This is a genomic window from Streptomyces sp. NBC_01451, from assembly GCF_036227485.1.
Lineage (GTDB): Bacteria > Actinomycetota > Actinomycetes > Streptomycetales > Streptomycetaceae > Streptomyces.
In genome coordinates this window covers 3,728,773-3,745,799 of record NZ_CP109479.1, presented here as the reverse complement: position 1 = coordinate 3,745,799, position 17,027 = coordinate 3,728,773, and the positions used below count along the sequence as shown (strand labels likewise).

Genomic DNA, 17,027 nt, shown 5'->3' with positions numbered 1-17,027 from the left:
CGCCGATGCGTGTCCTCTGCCCCAGCCTCAGTCCCCCCAGTTCCCTCAGCCACCGCCGTCCCCTCCGGCCTCTCCGCCTTCTCGGGCTCGTCGCCCTGCTGTCCGCGGGGACACCGGCCGTGGCCGACGAGGGCTGGTCCGTCACGCCCCTGGGCACCGGACGGCCGTACTTCTACGCCGAGGGCACCCCGGGAACGGTCCTCCAGGACACACTGTCCGTCCGCAATCCGACGGCCCGGAACCTGAACGTACGGCTGACCGGCGGCAGTTGGCTCACCCTGGCCGAGCCCGAGGTCGACGTCCCCGCCCGCACACGCGCCGACGTGCCCTTCACCGTGCGCATCCCGGAGGGCACGCCACCCGGCGACCGCACCGCCACGATCACCGCCCGCGCCTCGGGCCGGAGCGCGACGGCGCACGTCCGACTGCGGGTCGGGGGCCCCCGGTTGGCCGCGCTGACCGTCGAGCACGTGACGGTACGCGGCGACCGCATCGCCTACGAGCTGGTCAACCGCGGCACCACCGACCTGACCCCGACACTCGCCGTCCACGCGGACGGAGTCCTCGGCCCGGTCCTCGACCGGGCCCCGCGCACCCTCCCCGTACACCTGCCCCCGGGCCGGCGCCTCGCCCTCACCGAACCCTGGCCCGGACGCCCCGGGTTCGACGCGGTCGACGTACGCCTGACGGTCACGGCGGCGGACGGGACGGTACGCGACGAGGCGGGCACGTCGGTGCGGTTCGTGCCGTGGGCCGCGGTGACCGGGGTGGCGGGGGTCGCCGGGGTGCTGTCGGCGGGCGCGGCCCTCGTGGCCGTACGACGGGTCAGGCGCCGCAGGCGTGATGAACGGCCGGACAGACGCCCGGAGCTGGCGGCGAAGTCGGACGAGCTGACGGGGGCGATGACGTGATGCGGCGGATTCCTGCACTGGTCGCGGTGCTGGCGATCGCTCTCCTGATGGTGCCCGTGACCACCGCGGCAGCCGCCGCCGGGCCGACCGTCAAGGTCTCCAAGCCCCAGGCGGGGACCGGCGATTCGATCATCGTGACGGGCGCCGGCTGGCAGCCGAGGACGCTGCTGATGATGCTGATCTGCGGTCGGTCCACACCGGGCCGGGGAGTGATCGGCGGCACCAACTCCTGTGCCAACGCGGACGCGAGAGCCGTCACCACGGACACGCTGGGGGGCTTCAGCAAGAGCCTGCCGGTGGTCGAACCGCCGGTGCCGTGCCCATGCGTGGTGCATGTGGCGACGGTGACAGGAGGGTCGCAGGCGGCGGCCGACGCGGTGTTCCAGGTGGCGGGACACCCGGTCGAGCCGCTGCCCGCACAGACCGGCACGGGCCGCCTCTCGGTCCTCACGGACCCGCGGCTCGACGGTTCGAGCGGGCTGCTGACCTGGTTCGGGGCGCCGCCCACCCGGACCATGGTGGTCACCGTCGGCAACCTCGGTACGGCGGCGGTCAAGGACCCGGTCTTCCAGGTCGGCACCTCCCACGGGGTGTTCGCCCCGCAGTGGGACGAGCAGCAGTGGCGCGGCACGATCAGGCCGGGCGGGAAGGCACGCGTCGAGCTGCCGGTCGGTCTGGTGAGCGGGGCGCACGGCGACTACACGGTCTCGCTGCGGTACGACGGCAAGGTGCTCGCGGAGCAGCCGTGGGGCGTGGGCCGGCCGTGGGGCGTGACCCTGTTCTGGGTCCTGGCCGGTGTCGTCGTACCGGCGGCGGTGTTCCGCGTCGGGATGGCTGTGGTGGACCGGGTGCGTCCACGCGGACCGGGCGGAGCTGCCCGGCGTCCGTCGGCGGGCCGTGGCAGCGCGCTGCGGATGCCCGAACTGACCCTGCGCATGCCGAGGGTGGGCGCGCGGGAGGACCGCGAACGGCCCCGGCCGGCCACCGCTTCCACCACCCTTCCGTGGTTCACCCCCGACGCCGACCCGGGAGCGGGAGCAGGCATGGGACCGGTATCGGGATCTGGCGTGGACACGGGCATCGACACCGGCGCGGGCACTCCGACGACCAACACGACGAAGACGAAGGGGAACACGTGAGAACGCAACGGAGACGGAGCGTGGGTGCGGCAGGGGCCCTGTTGCTGCTCGGCGGAGCGGGCGGTGTCCTGCTGGGCATGGCCGCGGCGGGGCCCGCCCAGGCCGCCGAGGTGTCGTACGCGACCAAGTGCGTGCCGCCCGCGGCCTCCGGCCTGGACCCGGTCAACGGCACGACCAAGGTGGAGATCACCGCGCCCGCGACGGCGAAGGTCGGCGACGAGGTGGACGTGGTCTGGAAGTTCACGCAGGCCGCGTCGAAGAACCCGGACCTGATCGACCTCCCGGCCGACTCGGTCCAGCCGAGCGGGGTGTTGAAGGCGGCCGGGGCGCAGACCGCCGACATCGCGATGGTCGGCCCGCGCGAGAACCCGGCGATCCCCAAGGGCGGGGCGATGGTCCTGTCCGACATGAAGGGCAAGGTGAAACTGACGGCGGCGGGGGACGTGACCCTGACGCCGGACGCCTACACGATCAACGTGTACGGGACGGACACGAAGTGCGCGCCGACCGGGACGGTGCCGTCGGCGGCCACGATCAAGGTGACCGCGGGGGACGGCGGTTCATCGTCGACCTCGGCAACACCCCCCACGTCGACCTCGCCCACACCGACGGATTCCGAGTCCGGGTCCGCGACCCCCACCCCGACCGGGTCGGACGACGAGAGCGAGTCGCCGAGCAGCACACCGAGTGCGACGGACAGCGGCCAGACGGACTTCACCGGGAAACTCGTGCAGGTCCCGTACAAGTGCGTGACGCCCATCGGCGACAAGGACGTGACGTCCCCCATCCAGATCAACGCCACGAAGAACGGCGGTAGTTACGACATCACGGTCCAGTTCAAGGGCTCCGTGATGAACAGTCCCGCCGATCTCCCGGCGGGCGTGGTGAAGCCGTCCATGGAGGTTGTCCTGGGCGGGTCCGACACGGGCACGGTCCATGTCGAGGGGCCTGGCAACGCGGAGGCCATCAAGACGGGCGACGCGATGACGATCTCCGACATGACCGGCACGTACAAGCCGGGCGCGACCGGTGAATCGACCCTGTCACCGGGCGTGTTGACGGTCAGTGCCCTCGGCACGACGACCACCTGCACCCCGACCGAGTCGATGGTCTCCCTGACCCTGGACACGGAGGAACAGGCGAGCGGAGCGTCGGGCGGCTCGTCGACCACGACCTCCGGCGGTACGTCGACCACCGGCGGCCTCGCCAACACGGGCGCCGAGAACGACGGCGCCCTGAAGGCGCTGGGGCTGGTGTCCGGAACGGTGATCCTGGCGGGCGTGGCGGTGTTCACGTTCATGCCGGGCCGGCGGCGCCTGCGCTGACCGCTGACCGCGGACGTCAGGACCCCGCCCCGGAGCATGTCGCCGCGGGCGGGGTCGGGCGTTCTCCGCTGCTTCGAACGTGCCGCTCGCGTGCTGCTCACGCGCGGCTCACATGCTGCTGTGGACGTCCAGCAGATGGGCCCGGAGCCGTACGTTCGCGTCGCTGACCGCGCTGTAGTCGAAGGCTGCCTGCGCGGCGCTCCGGCGTGCGGCGAGTTCCTGACAGGCCTCGCAGCCGTCCACCGGCGCGGGTGGGCGGTACTCCTCGTAGGAGGGGTAGAGCGGAGGGCGCGGTGGGCGCGATGTCATGGCGCACACCCCTGTCCGTGTCTGCCGTGCTCCCCCAACTCCCGCTCACAGTCGCTGACTTCGCCGGTACGGCCGGCCTCCAGGGCCGCGTCCCGCTGTGCGGTCAGCGCCTCGCACACGTCACAGGGCGGCGCCTTGGACGCCGTGGGTGGCGTGGCGGCCGTGTTCACACCGACCACCGTGCGAGCGCCGCTTCCAGGGAGCGCAGAACCTCGGGGGTCGGCGCGGCCCAGGGGCCGGACGGGGTCCAGGTGGGGGCGGGGACGATGCGGTGCGCGGTGGTGCGGGGGCGGCGGGGGAGACGGGGGAGGGAGGTCGTCGTCATGCGGGTCACTCCTCGGGTGGAGGTTCCGACGTAAGCCTGTGCTGCATGCGGTCGCCGGATTACGGTGCGTGTTCAGGTACGACGAGCATGCCGCCTAAATACGGCGGAAACGTCGTGGACAGGGCCGGATGCCCACGTTCGGCGGGGGCTATTTCCACTACGTCCAACGGCAACCCACAGTCACCGCAGGAGGGGAACGAGATGTCGCAACGACGCACCGTGACGAGCCTCAGCCAGCAGCCGCGCGCGCGGTTCGCCGAGGAACTGAAGGCGTTGCGGGAGGCGAACGGGGACAGCCTGCGGCAGCTGGGCGAGAAGGTCGGCTGGGACTTCTCGCTGTTCGGGAAGATGGAGAACGGCCACACACTGGGCAGCGCGGATGTCGTGCAGGCGCTCGACCAGTACTTCGGTACCGGCAAGCTCCTGGTGACGTTGTGGGAGCTGGCGCTCGGGGACAAGGCCGAGTTCAAGGAGCAGTACCGCGAGTACATGGGACTGGAGGCCGAGGCGCTCAGCCTGTGGCACTTCGGGTTGAGCAGCATCCCCGGTGTCCTGCAAACACGTGGATACGCGACCGAGGTCCTCGCGGCCGGTGGCATCAAGGGGGAGGAGCTGACCCGGCAGGTCGAGGCACGCTTCAACCGTGGTGAGATGCTCGCTGCGGAGGATGCGCCGCGATTCCGCACGATGCTGTACGAGTCGGTGCTGCGGTTGGTACTACGCGATCCGAAGGCGTGGCGGGAACAGCTGGAGCATCTGGTGGGGATGTCCGAGCGACCCAACGTGACCGTGCAGGTGCTGCCGTTCAGTGCCGGACCGTTCGGGCTGATGAACACCGACGCGATGTTCCTGGGGCTCTCCGACGGCCGTGTTGTGGCTTACACGGAGAACGACCTCCATGGTGAACTCATCGAAGGAGGAGGCCAGATCGAGCGTCTGCAATCTGCGTACGATGCGATGCGCGACCTGGCGTTGTCCCCCGCCCAGTCGCGGAAGTTCATCGGGGAGATGCTGGAGGAGGCACGATGCGAACCATCGACCTGAGTGCAGTCACTTGGCGCAAGAGCAGTTACAGCAACACCGACGGCGGCCAGTGTCTCGAAGTCGCCGACAACCTCTTCGCCGTCCCCGTCCGCGACTCCAAGACCCCTGACGCCCCCGCCCTCATACTCCGGCCGACCGCCTGGACCTCCTTCGTCACCGCCGTACGCCGCGACGAACTCCCCACCGACTGACGGACGTACGCCCGTCAGGGGCCCCCTTCGCGGCCGGCGGGACCGCCGAGCCGAGCGGCCTCACCGGCGGCTCGGCGACCCGGTCTGCGGGAACCGTCAGTTCACGCTTCCCATCAGTGCCTTCACCCTGCCCCGGTACGCCCACACCGCGGCGCCCGCCAGCACCGCGAGCACCGCCTCCAGTGCCACCACGCCCATCCGGTCGAGGTTGACACCCGCGACGGAGAGCAGTCCCGTCGTCGCGTCGCCCGCGGTGACCGCGAGGAACCAGACGCCCATCATCTGGGAGGCGTACTTCGCCGGCGCCATCTTGGTCGTGACCGACAGGCCGACCGGCGAGAGGGTCAGTTCGCCTACCGTCTGGACGAAGTAGATCGCCACGATCCACATCGCCGCCGCCTTGTGGCCGTCCCCGGCGATCGACAGCGGGGCCAGGAAGAGGAAGAACGAGATGCCGACCAGCACCAGGCCCGACGAGAACTTCACGATCGTGCTCGGCTCCTTGCCGCGCCGGTTCAGCGCCAGCCAGACCCAGGCGAACACCGGGGCCAGCGCCATGATCAGCACCGGGTTCACCGACTGGTACCAGGAGACCGGGAACTCCCAGCCGAGGACGGTGTTCTCGGCGTTCCGGTCGGCGAAGATCGACAGGGTCGTGGCGCCCTGGTCGTAGATCATCCAGAAGACGGCGGCGGCCACGAAGAACCAGACGTACGCCGACATCGACCGCTGCTCGGAGTCGTCGAGGTCCTTGTCGCGCTTGATCCGCGCCAGCACGACCACCGGGACGACCAGGCCGAGCAGAGTCAGCGGAACCATCACCCAGTTCAGGGTGTAGTGGCCCGAGAAGCCGACGAGCGCGTAGAAGACGGCCGCGACGCCCGCCCAGACTGCCGCCCTGCGCAGTGTCGTGGACCGCTCGGCGGCGGACAGCGGGGTCGGGACGATGCTCGAACGCGCGTCCAGGTGTCGGCTGCCCAGCAGGAACTGGGCGAGACCGAGGGCCATGCCGAGTGCGGCGAGGGCGAAGCCGAGGTGCCAGTTCACCTTCTCGCCGATCGTGCCGATCACCAGCGGCGCGGCGAACGCGCCGAGGTTGATGCCCATGTAGAAGACGGTGAAGCCGCCGTCACGGCGCGGGTCGTCCGGGCCGTCGTACAGGTGGCCGACCATGGTGGAGATGTTGGCTTTCAGCAGGCCCGAGCCGATCGCGACGAGTCCGAGGCCGGCGTAGAAGGTGCCCGCGGTCGGCAGGGCCAGGGTGAGGTGGCCGAGCATGATGACGCCGCCGGCCACGGCGACGGTCCTGCGGGGACCCCAGACGCGGTCGCCGAACCAGCCGCCCGGCAGGGCGAGCAGGTACACGAGGGAGACGTAGACGGAGCCGATCGCGGTCGCGGCCGGCACGCTCAGGTGCAGACCGTTCGGTGCGATCAGGTACAGCGGGAGCAGGGCCCGCATGCCGTAGTACGAGAACCTCTCCCACATCTCGGTCATGAAGAGGGTGGCCAGTCCGCGGGGGTGGCCGAAGAAGGACCGGGAGGAACCGGGGGTGTCCGGTGTCAGGGATTCCTTCGTCAGGCTGGACGCCATGGATCGTTCCTTGCTGGTCGGGACGCACAAAAAAGACCTTCAGCAGAAAAATCGCCAAAGGTCCACGGGTGCCACTAAGAGCTTGCTTTCACCATACGACAGTTCACAGTCGTAAATGGAAGGACTTGAGACGTGAATCACAGGTGATGGGCACGCGTCAGTCACTCATTCCAAGGTAAGAGACGGAAATTCACCGCATAGGCGCAGGTTCTGGTGGTGGGGTGCGGCGGGTAGCGGCCCCGCCGCACCGAGCGCTCTCGTCCCAGCGTCCGAAGGTAAGAATCAAGAACGCCTGGTCACACCCCAGACGGTGTCCAGGGCGGTCTACCATCAGCTCATGACCCGTGTACTGCTCGCTGAGGACGACGCGTCCATCTCGGAGCCACTGGCCCGCGCACTGCGCCGGGAAGGTTACGAGGTCGAGGTGCGCGAGGACGGCCCGACCGCGCTCGACGCAGGCATCCAGGGCGGTATCGACCTGGTCGTCCTGGACCTGGGACTGCCCGGCATGGACGGCCTCGAAGTGGCCCGTCGGCTGCGTGCCGAGGGACTGGCCGTCCCGATCCTGATCCTGACCGCGCGCGCCGACGAGGTGGACACCGTCGTCGGCCTCGACGCGGGCGCCGACGACTACGTCACCAAGCCCTTCCGGCTCGCCGAACTGCTCGCCCGTGTCCGGGCCCTGCTCCGGCGCGGCGCGTCCGAGCCGCAGCAGCCGCCCGCCACGCACGGCGTGCGCATCGACGTCGAGTCGCACCGCGCGTGGATGGGTGACGAGGAACTCCAGCTCACCGCCAAGGAGTTCGACCTGCTGCGGGTGCTCGTGCGCGACGCGGGCCGGGTCGTGACCCGCGACCAGCTGATGCGCGAGGTGTGGGACACGACCTGGTGGTCGTCGACCAAGACGCTCGACATGCACATCTCGTGGCTGCGGAAGAAGCTGGGCGACGACGCGGCGAACCCCCGTTACATCGCCACTGTGCGGGGTGTGGGTTTCCGGTTCGAAAAGAGTTAGTCGACTACGCGCGTAACCCTCCGGGGGCTGTGCGTGGTGTGCGGCTGCGGGCCGGTGGGGGCTGGTCGCGCAGTTCCCCGCGCCCCCGGGGCGGGGAACTGCGCGCCACCACCCCAGGGCACACTCGTCGTGTTGGAGCCATTGCCCGGAGGGCACACCGTGCGTCGTCGTCTCATCCAGTCCACGCTTGCCGTCGTGCTCGTGGTGATCGCCGTGTTCGGTGTGTCGCTCGTCATCGTCGAGACGCGGACGATCAGTTCGAGTGCCCAGGACCGGGTGGACTCCGAGGCCGTACGGCTGGCCAGCATCGTGGACAGCCGCATCCTCGGGGACGAGCAGATCAACTCCAAGGTCCTCCGCGGCCTCGTCACCGGCGACCGGTACGCCGTGGTGCGCATCCCCGGCCGGGCGCCGATCGAGGTCGGGGACCAGCCCGTCGGTGACGTCATCTCCGCCGAGGAGGACGGCGAGGAGGGCGAGACCGTCCGGGTCGAGGAACCCCGTTCCTCCGTGACCCGCGAGGTCGGCCGCACCCTCCTGATCATCGGCGCCGTCGCGCTGCTCGCCGTCGTCGCCGCCGTCCTGCTCGCCGTACGGCAGGCGAACCGGCTCGCATCGCCGCTCACCGACCTCGCCGAGACCGCCGAACGCCTCGGCTCGGGCGACCCGCGCCCCCGGCACAAGCGCTACGGCGTCCCGGAGCTCGACCGGGTCGCCGACGTGCTGGACAGCTCGGCGGAACGCATCGCCCGGATGCTCACCGCCGAACGCCGGCTCGCGGCGGACGCCTCGCACCAGCTGCGTACACCGCTCACCGCCCTGTCCATGCGCCTTGAGGAGATCACCCTCACCGACGACCCGGACACCGTGAAGGAGGAGGCCACGATCGCGCTCACGCAGGTCGAACGCCTCACGGACGTCGTCGAACGGCTCCTCACCAACGCCCGCGACCCGCGCACCGGCTCCGCCGTCTCCTTCGACCTCGACGAGGTCATCCAGCAGCAGCTCGCCGAGTGGCGCCCCGCCTACCGCAGCGAGGGCCGCGCCATAGTCAGCTCCGGCAAGCGGCATCTGCAGGCCGTCGGCACGCCCGGCGCGGTCGCCCAGGTACTGGCCGCCCTGATCGAGAACTCCCTCATGCACGGCGGCGGCACGGTCGCCCTGCGCACCCGCGTCATCGGCAACCAGGCCGTGATCGAGGTCACGGACGAGGGACCCGGCGTCCCGGCCGACCTCGGCGCCCGGATCTTCGAGCGCGCGATCAGCGGCCGCAACTCCACGGGCATCGGCCTCGCCGTCGCCCGCGACCTCGCGGAGGCCGACGCGGGCCGGCTGGAGCTGCTCCAGGCCCAGCCGCCCGTCTTCGGCCTCTTCCTGTCCCGGACCCCGCTGAAGAAGCCGTCGGCGGGCGAGGAGGAGCGGACGGTCCGGTAGGGCCGGTGCGGGTTCCGGGGGTGTCAGCCGACGTGCTGGCGGTGGGACCGGCGCTCGGGAATCGCGCGTCCCCCCGGGAGGGACACCGGGTCCGTCTCTTCGAGGAACGCCTCCGCGCTGGCCACAGCCTCGCGCGCCGGAAGCGTACGGAACACCCACGTACGGTACGACCAGAAGCGGAACAGGGTCGCGACGCCGATCCCGACGAACTTGAAGACGTTGCTCTGCAGCGGGCTGTCCAGGCCGAAGCCGTACGTCGCCGCGTAGAGCACGCCGTTCTCGATGACCAGTCCGACCGCGCTGAACAGCAGGAACAGCGTCAGTTCCTTCGTACGGCCGCTCTTGTCGCGGTCCCGGTACGTGAAGTAGCGGAAGCCGATGTAGTTCGAGCAGATCGCGACGACCGTGGCGGTCACACTGGCGCGGACCACCGGGAGGTCGGTCGTGCCACGCACCAGGTTGAACACCAGCAGGTTGACGAGAAGCCCCGCCGTGCCCACCGCCCCGAACTTCGCCACCTCGGCCGCGAACTGGTCGAATCGTCGGCGCACGGCGCTCCGGGGCGTCGTATGAAGCCCGTCGGAACCACCTTCGGAACCACGTTCCATGGTCTGTCGGCCCCCGTCTGTGGGTCGCGGTGTGGGATTTCGTCAACCCAGCCATGCTAACCACCCCCTCTGGGGCTTGCCTGTGAGCGTCGGGTCACAGGCGTGTAATGCGTTAAATCAGGCCGGGATGGCCGGAGCGGTACGCGCCGATACTCTTGGAGGGTGACGTTCCCGGTAGTCGGCATGGTCGGCGGGGGGCAGCTCGCTCGTATGACACACGAGGCGGGCATCCCGCTCGGCATCAGGTTCAAGCTCCTCAGTGACACCCCGCAGGAATCCGCGGCGCAGGTCGTCGGTGATGTCGTCATCGGCGACTACCGCGACCTGGAGACGCTGCGCGCCTTCGCGCAGGGGTGCGATGTGATCACTTTCGATCACGAGCACGTCCCGACCGAGCATCTTCGGGCCCTGGAGGCGGACGGCATCCCCGTCCGCCCCGGCCCCGACGCGCTCGTGCACGCCCAGGACAAGGGCGTGATGCGGGCGAGGCTCGACGAGATCGGGGTGCCGTGCCCGCGCCATCGCATCGTCCGCGATGTCGCGGACGTGGTGGCCTTCGCGGCCGAGGGCCTGTCGGAAGGTTCCGAGGGGGACGGCTTCCCGGTCGTCCTCAAGACGGTCCGCGGCGGGTACGACGGCAAGGGCGTGTGGGTCGTCCGGTCCGCGGCGGACGCCGCCGACCCCTTCCGGGCCGGCGTGCCGGTCCTGGCCGAGGAGAAGGTCGACTTCGTACGGGAACTGGCGGCGAACGTCGTCCGCTCCCCGCACGGCCAGGCCGTCGCGTACCCGGTCGTCGAGTCGCAGCAGGTCGACGGCGTGTGCGACACCGTCATCGCCCCGGCGCCCGGCATGGCGGAGGAGCTGGCCCTCCAGGCCACGGAACTGGCCCTGCGCATCGCCAAGGAACTCGGCGTGGTCGGCCACCTGGCCGTCGAACTGTTCGAGACCCGGGACGGTCGCATCCTCGTCAACGAACTGGCGATGCGCCCGCACAACTCGGGCCACTGGACCCAGGACGGCGCGATCACCAGCCAGTTCGCCAACCACGTACGCGCCGTCCTCGACCTCCCGCTCGGCGACCCGCGCCCGCGCGCGAAGTGGACGGTCATGGCGAACGTCCTCGGCGGCGACTTCCCCGACATGTACTCCGCGTACCTGCACTGCATGGCCCGCGACCCCCAGCTCAAGATCCACATGTACGGCAAGGACGTGAAGCCCGGCCGCAAGGTCGGCCACGTCAACACCTACGGCGACGACCTGGACGACGTGCTGGAGCGCGCCCGTCACGCAGCCGGCTATCTGAGAGGCACGATCACCGAATGAGCCCCGTTGCAGAACCCGGTGCAGGCCCCCTCGTGGGCATCGTCATGGGTTCCGACTCCGACTGGCCCGTCATGGAGGCCGCCGCCCAGGCCCTGGACGAGTTCGAGATCGCGTACGAGGTCGACGTCGTCTCCGCGCACCGCATGCCGCACGAGATGATCGCGTACGGCGAGCACGCCGCCGAGCGCGGACTGAAGGCGATCATCGCGGGCGCGGGCGGCGCGGCCCATCTGCCCGGCATGCTGGCGTCGGTGACCCCGCTCCCGGTGATCGGCGTCCCGGTCCCCCTCAAGTACCTCGACGGCATGGACTCGCTGCTGTCGATCGTGCAGATGCCGGCCGGTGTGCCGGTCGCCACGGTCTCGGTCGGCGGCGCGCGCAACGCGGGCCTGCTGGCGGCCCGCATCCTCGCCTCGCACGACGCGGAACTCCTCGGCCGGATGCGGGAGTTCCAGCAGGAGCTGAACGACCAGGCCACCGAGAAGGGCAAGCGGCTGCGCGCCAAGGTCGACAGCGGCGCGGGCGGCGGCAGCGGCTTCGGCTTCGGGAAGTGACGTCGGTGAGCTCCCTGGAGCGGGCCCGGGAACTCCTGCGCGAGTTCCCGGTCGTCGACGGCCACAACGACCTCCCGTGGGCACTGCGCGAACAGGTCCGCTACGACCTCGACGCCCGCGACATCGCCACCGCCCAGCACGCCCACCTGCACACCGACATCCCGCGTCTGCGCGAGGGCGGGGTCGGCGCGCAGTACTGGTCGGTGTACGTCCGCTCGGACCTGCCCGACGCGGTGCCCGCGACCCTCGAACAGATCGACTGCGTACGTCAGTTGATCGCGCGGTACGGAAGCGAGCTGCGGCCCGCCCGCACGGCCGCCGACATGGAGGCGGGCCGGCGTGAAGGCCGTATCGCCTCCCTCATGGGGGCCGAGGGCGGTCACTCGATCGCCAACTCCCTCGGCACACTGCGGGGGTTGTACGAGCTGGGCGTGCGCTACCTGACCCTCACCCACAACGACAACGTGGCGTGGGCGGACTCGGCGACGGACGAGCCGGGCGTCGGCGGGCTGTCGGAGTTCGGCCGCGAGGTGGTCCGGGAGATGAACCGCCTCGGCATGCTCGTCGACCTCTCGCACGTCGCCGCGACGACGATGCGGCACGCGCTGGACACGTCCGTCGCGCCGGTGATCTTCTCCCACTCCTCCTCGCGCGCGGTGTGCGACCACCCGCGCAACATCCCCGACGACGTGCTGGAACGCCTGCCCGCCAACGGCGGCATGGCCATGGTGACGTTCGTGCCGAAGTTCGTCCTCCAGGCAGCCGTCGACTGGACGGCCGCCGCGGACGACAACATGCGCGCCCACGGCTTCCACCACCTCGCCACGACCCCCGAGGCGATGAAGGTGCACCGCGCCTTCGAGGAGACGAACCCGCGCCCGGTCGCCACGGTCTCGACCGTCGCCGACCACCTGGACCACATGCGCGAGGTCGCCGGCATCGACCACCTGGGCATCGGCGGCGACTACGACGGCACGGCGTTCACCCCGGACGGCCTGAACGACGTGTCCGGCTACCCCAACCTCATCGCGGAACTCCTCGACCGGGACTGGTCGAAGGCCGACCTCGCCAAGCTGACCTGGGGAAACGCGGTACGGGTGCTGGGGGCGGCGGAGGACGTGGCACGGGAGGAGCAGAGCAGGCGAGGGCCCTCCAACGCCACGCTGGAGGAACTGGACGGCTGAGGGAGCCGCCGATGTCCCGGGGCCACGGCAGGGCTCGGGATCTGCCGTGCCCCCGGGCCGCCCCGCTCGCCCCGATCCCGACGGCGTCGGGGTGCCTTCGGGGCCGTGCACGCCGTACCGGCGGGCACCGCGCGCGGATCCATGGCGGACGGCGACCGCTCCGGGCCCTGCGTACCCCCGAACGCCCCACCCACCAGGAAGCCCCCTCGCCCCCGTGCGACGGTGACCGTACTGCGATCACGAGGTAGATCACGACGTACGGAGCCCGCCATGGCCGACCTGCAGGACGAACTGCACACCACAGCCGAGGTCGGGGAACTCGACCCGCCGCTGCCCCCGCCCGTCTCCTTCCCGGAGCCCGACGGCCACCTCCACGACGACCGGGCGCCGGAACTCGACTTCTCCGCCCTCTCCGACCTGGACACCGCCACCCCCCTGGACACCGCCACCCCCCTGGACCGCGCCCACGCCCTGCTCGCCGAGCACCCCGTCGCCGACGGCTACAGCGGGCTGCCCTGGGCGCTGCGGCACCTCTCCTGGTACGACCTGGAACTCGGTGAGAGCACCGTCGACACCGATGTGCCCCGGATGCGACGCGGCCACGTGGGCGCGCTGTTCTGGGCGCTGCACCTGCCGGAGGGGCTCGTCGGGGACCGGGCCGTCGGCGCCACCCTGGAGCAGCTCGACCTGGTCAAGACGGTGGCCCGCAGCCACCCCGAGGGGCTGCGCCTCGCGGACACCGCCGGGCAGGTCACCGACGCCCGCAACTGCGGACGGGTCGCCGTCGTCCTCGGGCCGGCCGCCGCGGCAGCGCTCGACGACTCGATCGGCATTCTGCGTGTCCTGCACTCCCTGGGCCTGCGCGTCCTCACCCTCGCCGGTACGTCCTGGGCGAGCGAGGCGGGGCTCACCCGGTTCGGCGAGGAGGTCGTCCGCGAGATGAACCGGCTCGGCGTGCTGGCCGACCTCTCGGGCGCCTCCCCGGCCACCATCAGCCGCGCCGTCACGATCTCCAAGGCACCGGTCCTGTGCACCCGCTCCGCGGCCCGCGCCCTGCGCCCCCACCCCGCCAACCTCCCCGACGGGACGCTCGCCGAGCTGGGCGCGGCCAAGGGCCTGTGCCTGGTGCCGCTGACGGCCGAGCAGACCGGGCCGTCCGTCCGGGACGTCGCCGACCATCTCGACCACGTCCGCGCGGTCGCGGGCCCGGAGTGCGTCGGCCTGTCCGGTACGTACGACTCCGGCAGCGCCCACCCCCAGGAACTCGGCGACGCCTCCTGCTACCCGAACCTGATCGCCGAACTCCTGCGCCGCGGCTGGACCGAGCCCGACATCGGTCTCCTCACCTGGGGAAACGTCCAACGCGTCCTGCGCAGCGCCGACTTCACGGCCAAGGCGGCCCAGCAGCGCCGGGAGCCGTCCACGGCACGCATCGCGGAGCTGGACGGCTGAACCGGACGGCTGAACCGCCTGTTCAGCCCGCGCAGAGGCAGAACGGGTGCCCTGCCGGGTCCGCGTAGACCCTGAAGGAGCGGGCCCGGTCCTCCGCGTCCAGCGGCTTCGCGCCCAGCGCGAGGACCTCCCGCTCGGCGGCGTCCAGGTCGGCCACGGTCACGTCCAGATGGAACTGCTGCGAGGCCTCGGGCGACGGCCACTTCGGCGGTACATGGCCGGGGGCGGCCTGGAAGGCGAGCTTCGGCCCGTCCGGGATCCGCAGGTCGATCCAGTCCTCCTCGGCCTCGGGCGTGCCGCCCAGCAGCCCGGCGTAGAAGGCGGCGAGCACGCCGGGGTCGGGACAGTCCAGGACGACGGTGTCGAACTTGGCGATGGCCATGGCTTCCTCCGTTGGTGTCACTTGCTGCGACCGTTACCCGTTGACGGGGTTCATACGGTAACGGTTACCTGATGCCCGTGCATAGGAGGTAACGCGAAGAGGTACCGTCGGCGGTATGAGCGAGAACGGGTCCGCGCCCGGAGGGCTGGCCCTCGTGGAGGCCCTGGTGAACACCAGGGACCTCGAATCGGGCCGGGACACGCTGGACACCGCCGAGGGGCGTGCCGCGTTCGGCATCGCGGAGACCGCCGACCGGGACCTGGCGGCCGTGAAGGAGCTGCGGGAGTCCCTGCGGGCCGTCTGCCTCGCCCACGCCGGACATCCACCGCACGACGACACCGTCACACCGCTGGGCCGGCTGCTGTCCCGCGCCCCGCTGCTGGTGACCGTCGACGAACGGGACGGCTCGGCCCGCCTGGCCGCCGCCGAGGACGGCCCGCTGCTCTCCCGCGTCGCGGCGGCCGTCGCCGAGGCGCTCACCGACGGCACCTGGCTGCGCCTCAAGGCCTGTGAGCTGCCCGGATGCCACTGGGCGTACTACGACCGCAGCCCCGCCGGACGCCGCCGCTGGTGCTCCATGTCGGTGTGCGGGGCACGCGCCAAGATGCGGCGCTACCGCGCGAAGTAGGGGGTCCGGGCGCGGTCGCCGCCCGGGATGTGGGATGCGCCTCCCGGAGGGCGGCCCGGGTGTGGAGAATGGGGCGGGCGCCGGTCCGGCCGACTGAGCCTCGGCCGGACCGGCGTCCTTTCCCGGGCCGGACCGCGTCAGCGGGGAGCGGCTGTCAGGCGGTGGGCCGTCCCATCGCCCGGTAGGTCCAGCCGGCCTTCCGCCACACCTGCGGGTCGAGGGCGTTGCGCCCGTCCAGGACGAGCCGGTGGGCCACCGCCTCACCCAGCACCGCCGGGTCCAGCTCGCGGAACTCCCGCCACTCGGTCAGGTGCAGTACGGCATCGGCGCCCCGCACCGCCTCCAGGGCCGTGTCGGCGTACGCGAGCGTCGGGAAGAGCCTGCGGGCGTTGGTCATGCCCTTCGGGTCGTACACCGTCACCTGGCCGCCCTGGAGGTGGATCTGCCCGGCGACGTTGAGGGCCGGGGAGTCGCGGACGTCGTCCGAGTCGGGCTTGAAGGTGGCGCCGAGCACCGCGACCCGCTTCCCGAGGAACGGACCGCCGCCCAGCGCCTGCCGGGCCAGCTCCACCATCTGGCCGCGCTGGCGCATGTTGATCGAGTCGATCTCGCGCAGGAAGGTCAGCGCCTGGTCGGCGCCCAGTTCACCGGCGCGCGCCATGAACGCCCGGATGTCCTTGGGCAGACAGCCGCCGCCGAAGCCGATCCCGGCCCGCAGGAACTTCGCGCCGATCCGGTCGTCGTACCCGATCGCCTCGGCGAGCTTCGCCACGTCCCCGTCGGCGGCCTCGCAGACCTCCGCCATGGCGTTGATGAACGAGATCTTGGTGGCCAGGAAGGAGTTCGCGGAGGTCTTCACCAGCTCGGCGGTCGGGAAGTCGGTGACGACGAACGGTGTCCCCTCCCCGATCGGCGTGGCGTACACCTCGCGCAGCAGCTTCTCGGCCCGCTCGCTCCGGACGCCCACCACGAGCCGGTCGGGGTGCAGCGTGTCTTGGACGGCCAGGCCCTCGCGCAGGAACTCCGGGTTCCAGGCCAGCTCGGCGTCCGCGCCGGCGGGCGCCAGCGCGGCGATGGTCCGGGCCAGCCGGTCCGCCGAGCCGACGGGCACGGTCGACTTGCCGACGACGAGCGTGGGGGCGGTGAGGTGCGGGGCGAGGGATTCGATCGCGGAGTCGACGTACGACATGTCGGAGGCGTACTCGCCGTGCTTCTGCGGGGTGTTCACACAGACGAAGTGGATGTCCCCGAAGGCGGCGACCTCGGCCCAGTCCATGGTGAAGCGCAGCCGCCCGGTGGACCCCTCGATCCCCGCGACATGCCTGCGCAGCAGATCGTCGAGCCCGGGCTCGTACATGGGGGCCTGCCCGCGCCGCAGCAGGTCGATCTTCTCCTCGACCACGTCCAGCGCCAGCACCTCGAATCCGAGCTCGGCCATGGCGGCGGCGTGGGTGGCTCCGAGGTATCCGGTGCCGATCACGGTGATCTTGAGAGCCATGGGTGCTCCTGGAGGTGTGGCGTGGGGGCGGTCGTGCGTGCGATGGCGAGCATAGTCGCGGGCCTGCCGAGGGCTGTCGTGGCCCTTCACCGGGCAGAATCCCACCCGGAAT

The 17,027-nt window shown here is 71.1% G+C and carries 19 protein-coding genes; 12 read left to right on the top strand and 7 right to left on the bottom strand.

Features of this window, described 5'->3' with window-relative positions:
- Positions 1–5 precede the first annotated feature (5 nt).
- Genes OG595_RS16210 through OG595_RS16200 form a run of 3 tightly spaced genes read left to right on the top strand, consistent with a single transcriptional unit; the run spans position 6 to position 3,375 of the window.
- Positions 6–911 carry a hypothetical protein gene (locus OG595_RS16210; RefSeq protein ID WP_329282928.1) on the top strand — a complete coding sequence of 302 codons (906 nt, stop codon included), beginning with the start codon at positions 6–8 and terminating at the stop codon, positions 909–911.
- Positions 911–2,050, top strand: coding sequence for a hypothetical protein (locus OG595_RS16205; protein WP_329272677.1), 1,140 nt, complete (start codon positions 911–913; stop codon positions 2,048–2,050). Before OG595_RS16210 ends, OG595_RS16205 begins: the two co-directional genes overlap by 1 nt.
- 20 nt (positions 2,051–2,070) lie before the next feature.
- Positions 2,071–3,375, top strand: a complete 1,305-nt coding sequence (locus OG595_RS16200; RefSeq protein WP_443073050.1) for a hypothetical protein — start codon at positions 2,071–2,073, stop codon at positions 3,373–3,375.
- A 108-nt stretch (positions 3,376–3,483) separates the two neighbouring features.
- On the opposite strand, the gene OG595_RS16195 is transcribed toward OG595_RS16200, so the two are convergent.
- The 3 genes from OG595_RS16195 to OG595_RS16185 are packed head-to-tail and all read right to left on the bottom strand — an operon-like array spanning position 3,484 to position 4,009.
- Positions 3,484–3,684, bottom strand: a complete 201-nt coding sequence (locus tag OG595_RS16195) for a hypothetical protein (RefSeq protein ID WP_329272674.1) — start codon at positions 3,682–3,684, stop codon at positions 3,484–3,486.
- Entirely contained in the window at positions 3,681–3,854 is a 174-nt protein-coding gene (locus OG595_RS16190) for a hypothetical protein (protein WP_329272672.1), read from the bottom strand. Before OG595_RS16190 ends, OG595_RS16195 begins: the two co-directional genes overlap by 4 nt.
- Positions 3,851–4,009, bottom strand: a complete 159-nt coding sequence (locus OG595_RS16185) for a hypothetical protein (RefSeq protein ID WP_329272670.1) — start codon at positions 4,007–4,009, stop codon at positions 3,851–3,853. Before OG595_RS16185 ends, OG595_RS16190 begins: the two co-directional genes overlap by 4 nt.
- 201 nt (positions 4,010–4,210) lie before the next feature.
- On the opposite strand from OG595_RS16185, the gene OG595_RS16180 reads away from it, so the two are divergent.
- Together OG595_RS16180 and OG595_RS16175 are read left to right on the top strand one after the other, a co-directional pair.
- Positions 4,211–5,053 carry a helix-turn-helix domain-containing protein gene (locus tag OG595_RS16180; RefSeq protein WP_329272668.1) on the top strand — a complete coding sequence of 281 codons (843 nt, stop codon included), beginning with the start codon at positions 4,211–4,213 and terminating at the stop codon, positions 5,051–5,053.
- Positions 5,035–5,244, top strand: coding sequence for a DUF397 domain-containing protein (locus OG595_RS16175; protein ID WP_329272664.1), 210 nt, complete (start codon positions 5,035–5,037; stop codon positions 5,242–5,244). The genes OG595_RS16180 and OG595_RS16175 overlap by 19 nt, the downstream gene beginning before the upstream one ends.
- A 96-nt stretch (positions 5,245–5,340) precedes the next feature.
- Here OG595_RS16175 and OG595_RS16170 read toward each other — a convergent pair whose 3' ends face one another.
- The gene (locus OG595_RS16170; RefSeq protein WP_329272662.1) at positions 5,341–6,837 is read right to left on the bottom strand and encodes an oligopeptide:H+ symporter; all 1,497 of its coding nucleotides are present in this window, start codon (positions 6,835–6,837) and stop codon (positions 5,341–5,343) included.
- Between the two features lie 337 nt (positions 6,838–7,174).
- Here OG595_RS16170 and OG595_RS16165 point away from each other — a divergent pair, with 337 nt between their 5' ends.
- Together OG595_RS16165 and OG595_RS16160 are read left to right on the top strand one after the other, a co-directional pair.
- Positions 7,175–7,852: a response regulator transcription factor gene (locus OG595_RS16165; protein ID WP_329272659.1), complete on the top strand. Its 678-nt coding sequence runs from the start codon at positions 7,175–7,177 to the stop codon at positions 7,850–7,852.
- Between the two features lie 159 nt (positions 7,853–8,011).
- The gene (locus tag OG595_RS16160) at positions 8,012–9,286 is read left to right on the top strand and encodes an ATP-binding protein (RefSeq protein ID WP_329272656.1); all 1,275 of its coding nucleotides are present in this window, start codon (positions 8,012–8,014) and stop codon (positions 9,284–9,286) included.
- Between the two features lie 23 nt (positions 9,287–9,309).
- Here OG595_RS16160 and OG595_RS16155 read toward each other — a convergent pair whose 3' ends face one another.
- On the bottom strand, positions 9,310–9,894 hold the full coding sequence (locus OG595_RS16155; RefSeq protein ID WP_329272653.1) for a GtrA family protein: 585 nt from the start codon (positions 9,892–9,894) through the stop codon (positions 9,310–9,312).
- A gap of 162 nt (positions 9,895–10,056) precedes the next feature.
- On the opposite strand from OG595_RS16155, the gene OG595_RS16150 reads away from it, so the two are divergent.
- From OG595_RS16150 to OG595_RS16135, 4 genes are all read left to right on the top strand, one after another.
- Positions 10,057–11,217: a 5-(carboxyamino)imidazole ribonucleotide synthase gene (locus OG595_RS16150; RefSeq protein ID WP_329272650.1), complete on the top strand. Its 1,161-nt coding sequence runs from the start codon at positions 10,057–10,059 to the stop codon at positions 11,215–11,217.
- On the top strand, positions 11,214–11,771 hold the full coding sequence (gene purE / locus OG595_RS16145) for a 5-(carboxyamino)imidazole ribonucleotide mutase (RefSeq protein ID WP_329272648.1): 558 nt from the start codon (positions 11,214–11,216) through the stop codon (positions 11,769–11,771). The genes OG595_RS16150 and purE overlap by 4 nt, the downstream gene beginning before the upstream one ends.
- Positions 11,772–11,776: 5 nt before the next feature.
- A complete protein-coding gene (locus OG595_RS16140) occupies positions 11,777–12,955 on the top strand; it encodes a dipeptidase (protein WP_443073343.1) in 1,179 nt (392 codons plus the stop codon).
- Positions 12,956–13,225: 270 nt separating this feature from the next.
- On the top strand, positions 13,226–14,407 hold the full coding sequence (locus OG595_RS16135; RefSeq protein ID WP_329272643.1) for a dipeptidase: 1,182 nt from the start codon (positions 13,226–13,228) through the stop codon (positions 14,405–14,407).
- A 22-nt stretch (positions 14,408–14,429) separates the two neighbouring features.
- On the opposite strand, the gene OG595_RS16130 is transcribed toward OG595_RS16135, so the two are convergent.
- The gene (locus tag OG595_RS16130) at positions 14,430–14,789 is read right to left on the bottom strand and encodes a VOC family protein (protein ID WP_329272641.1); all 360 of its coding nucleotides are present in this window, start codon (positions 14,787–14,789) and stop codon (positions 14,430–14,432) included.
- Between the two features lie 115 nt (positions 14,790–14,904).
- Here OG595_RS16130 and OG595_RS16125 point away from each other — a divergent pair, with 115 nt between their 5' ends.
- A complete protein-coding gene (locus OG595_RS16125; RefSeq protein ID WP_329272639.1) occupies positions 14,905–15,417 on the top strand; it encodes a CGNR zinc finger domain-containing protein in 513 nt (170 codons plus the stop codon).
- Between the two features lie 154 nt (positions 15,418–15,571).
- On the opposite strand, the gene OG595_RS16120 is transcribed toward OG595_RS16125, so the two are convergent.
- Positions 15,572–16,915 carry a UDP-glucose dehydrogenase family protein gene (locus OG595_RS16120; protein WP_329272637.1) on the bottom strand — a complete coding sequence of 448 codons (1,344 nt, stop codon included), beginning with the start codon at positions 16,913–16,915 and terminating at the stop codon, positions 15,572–15,574.
- Positions 16,916–17,027 lie beyond the last annotated feature (112 nt).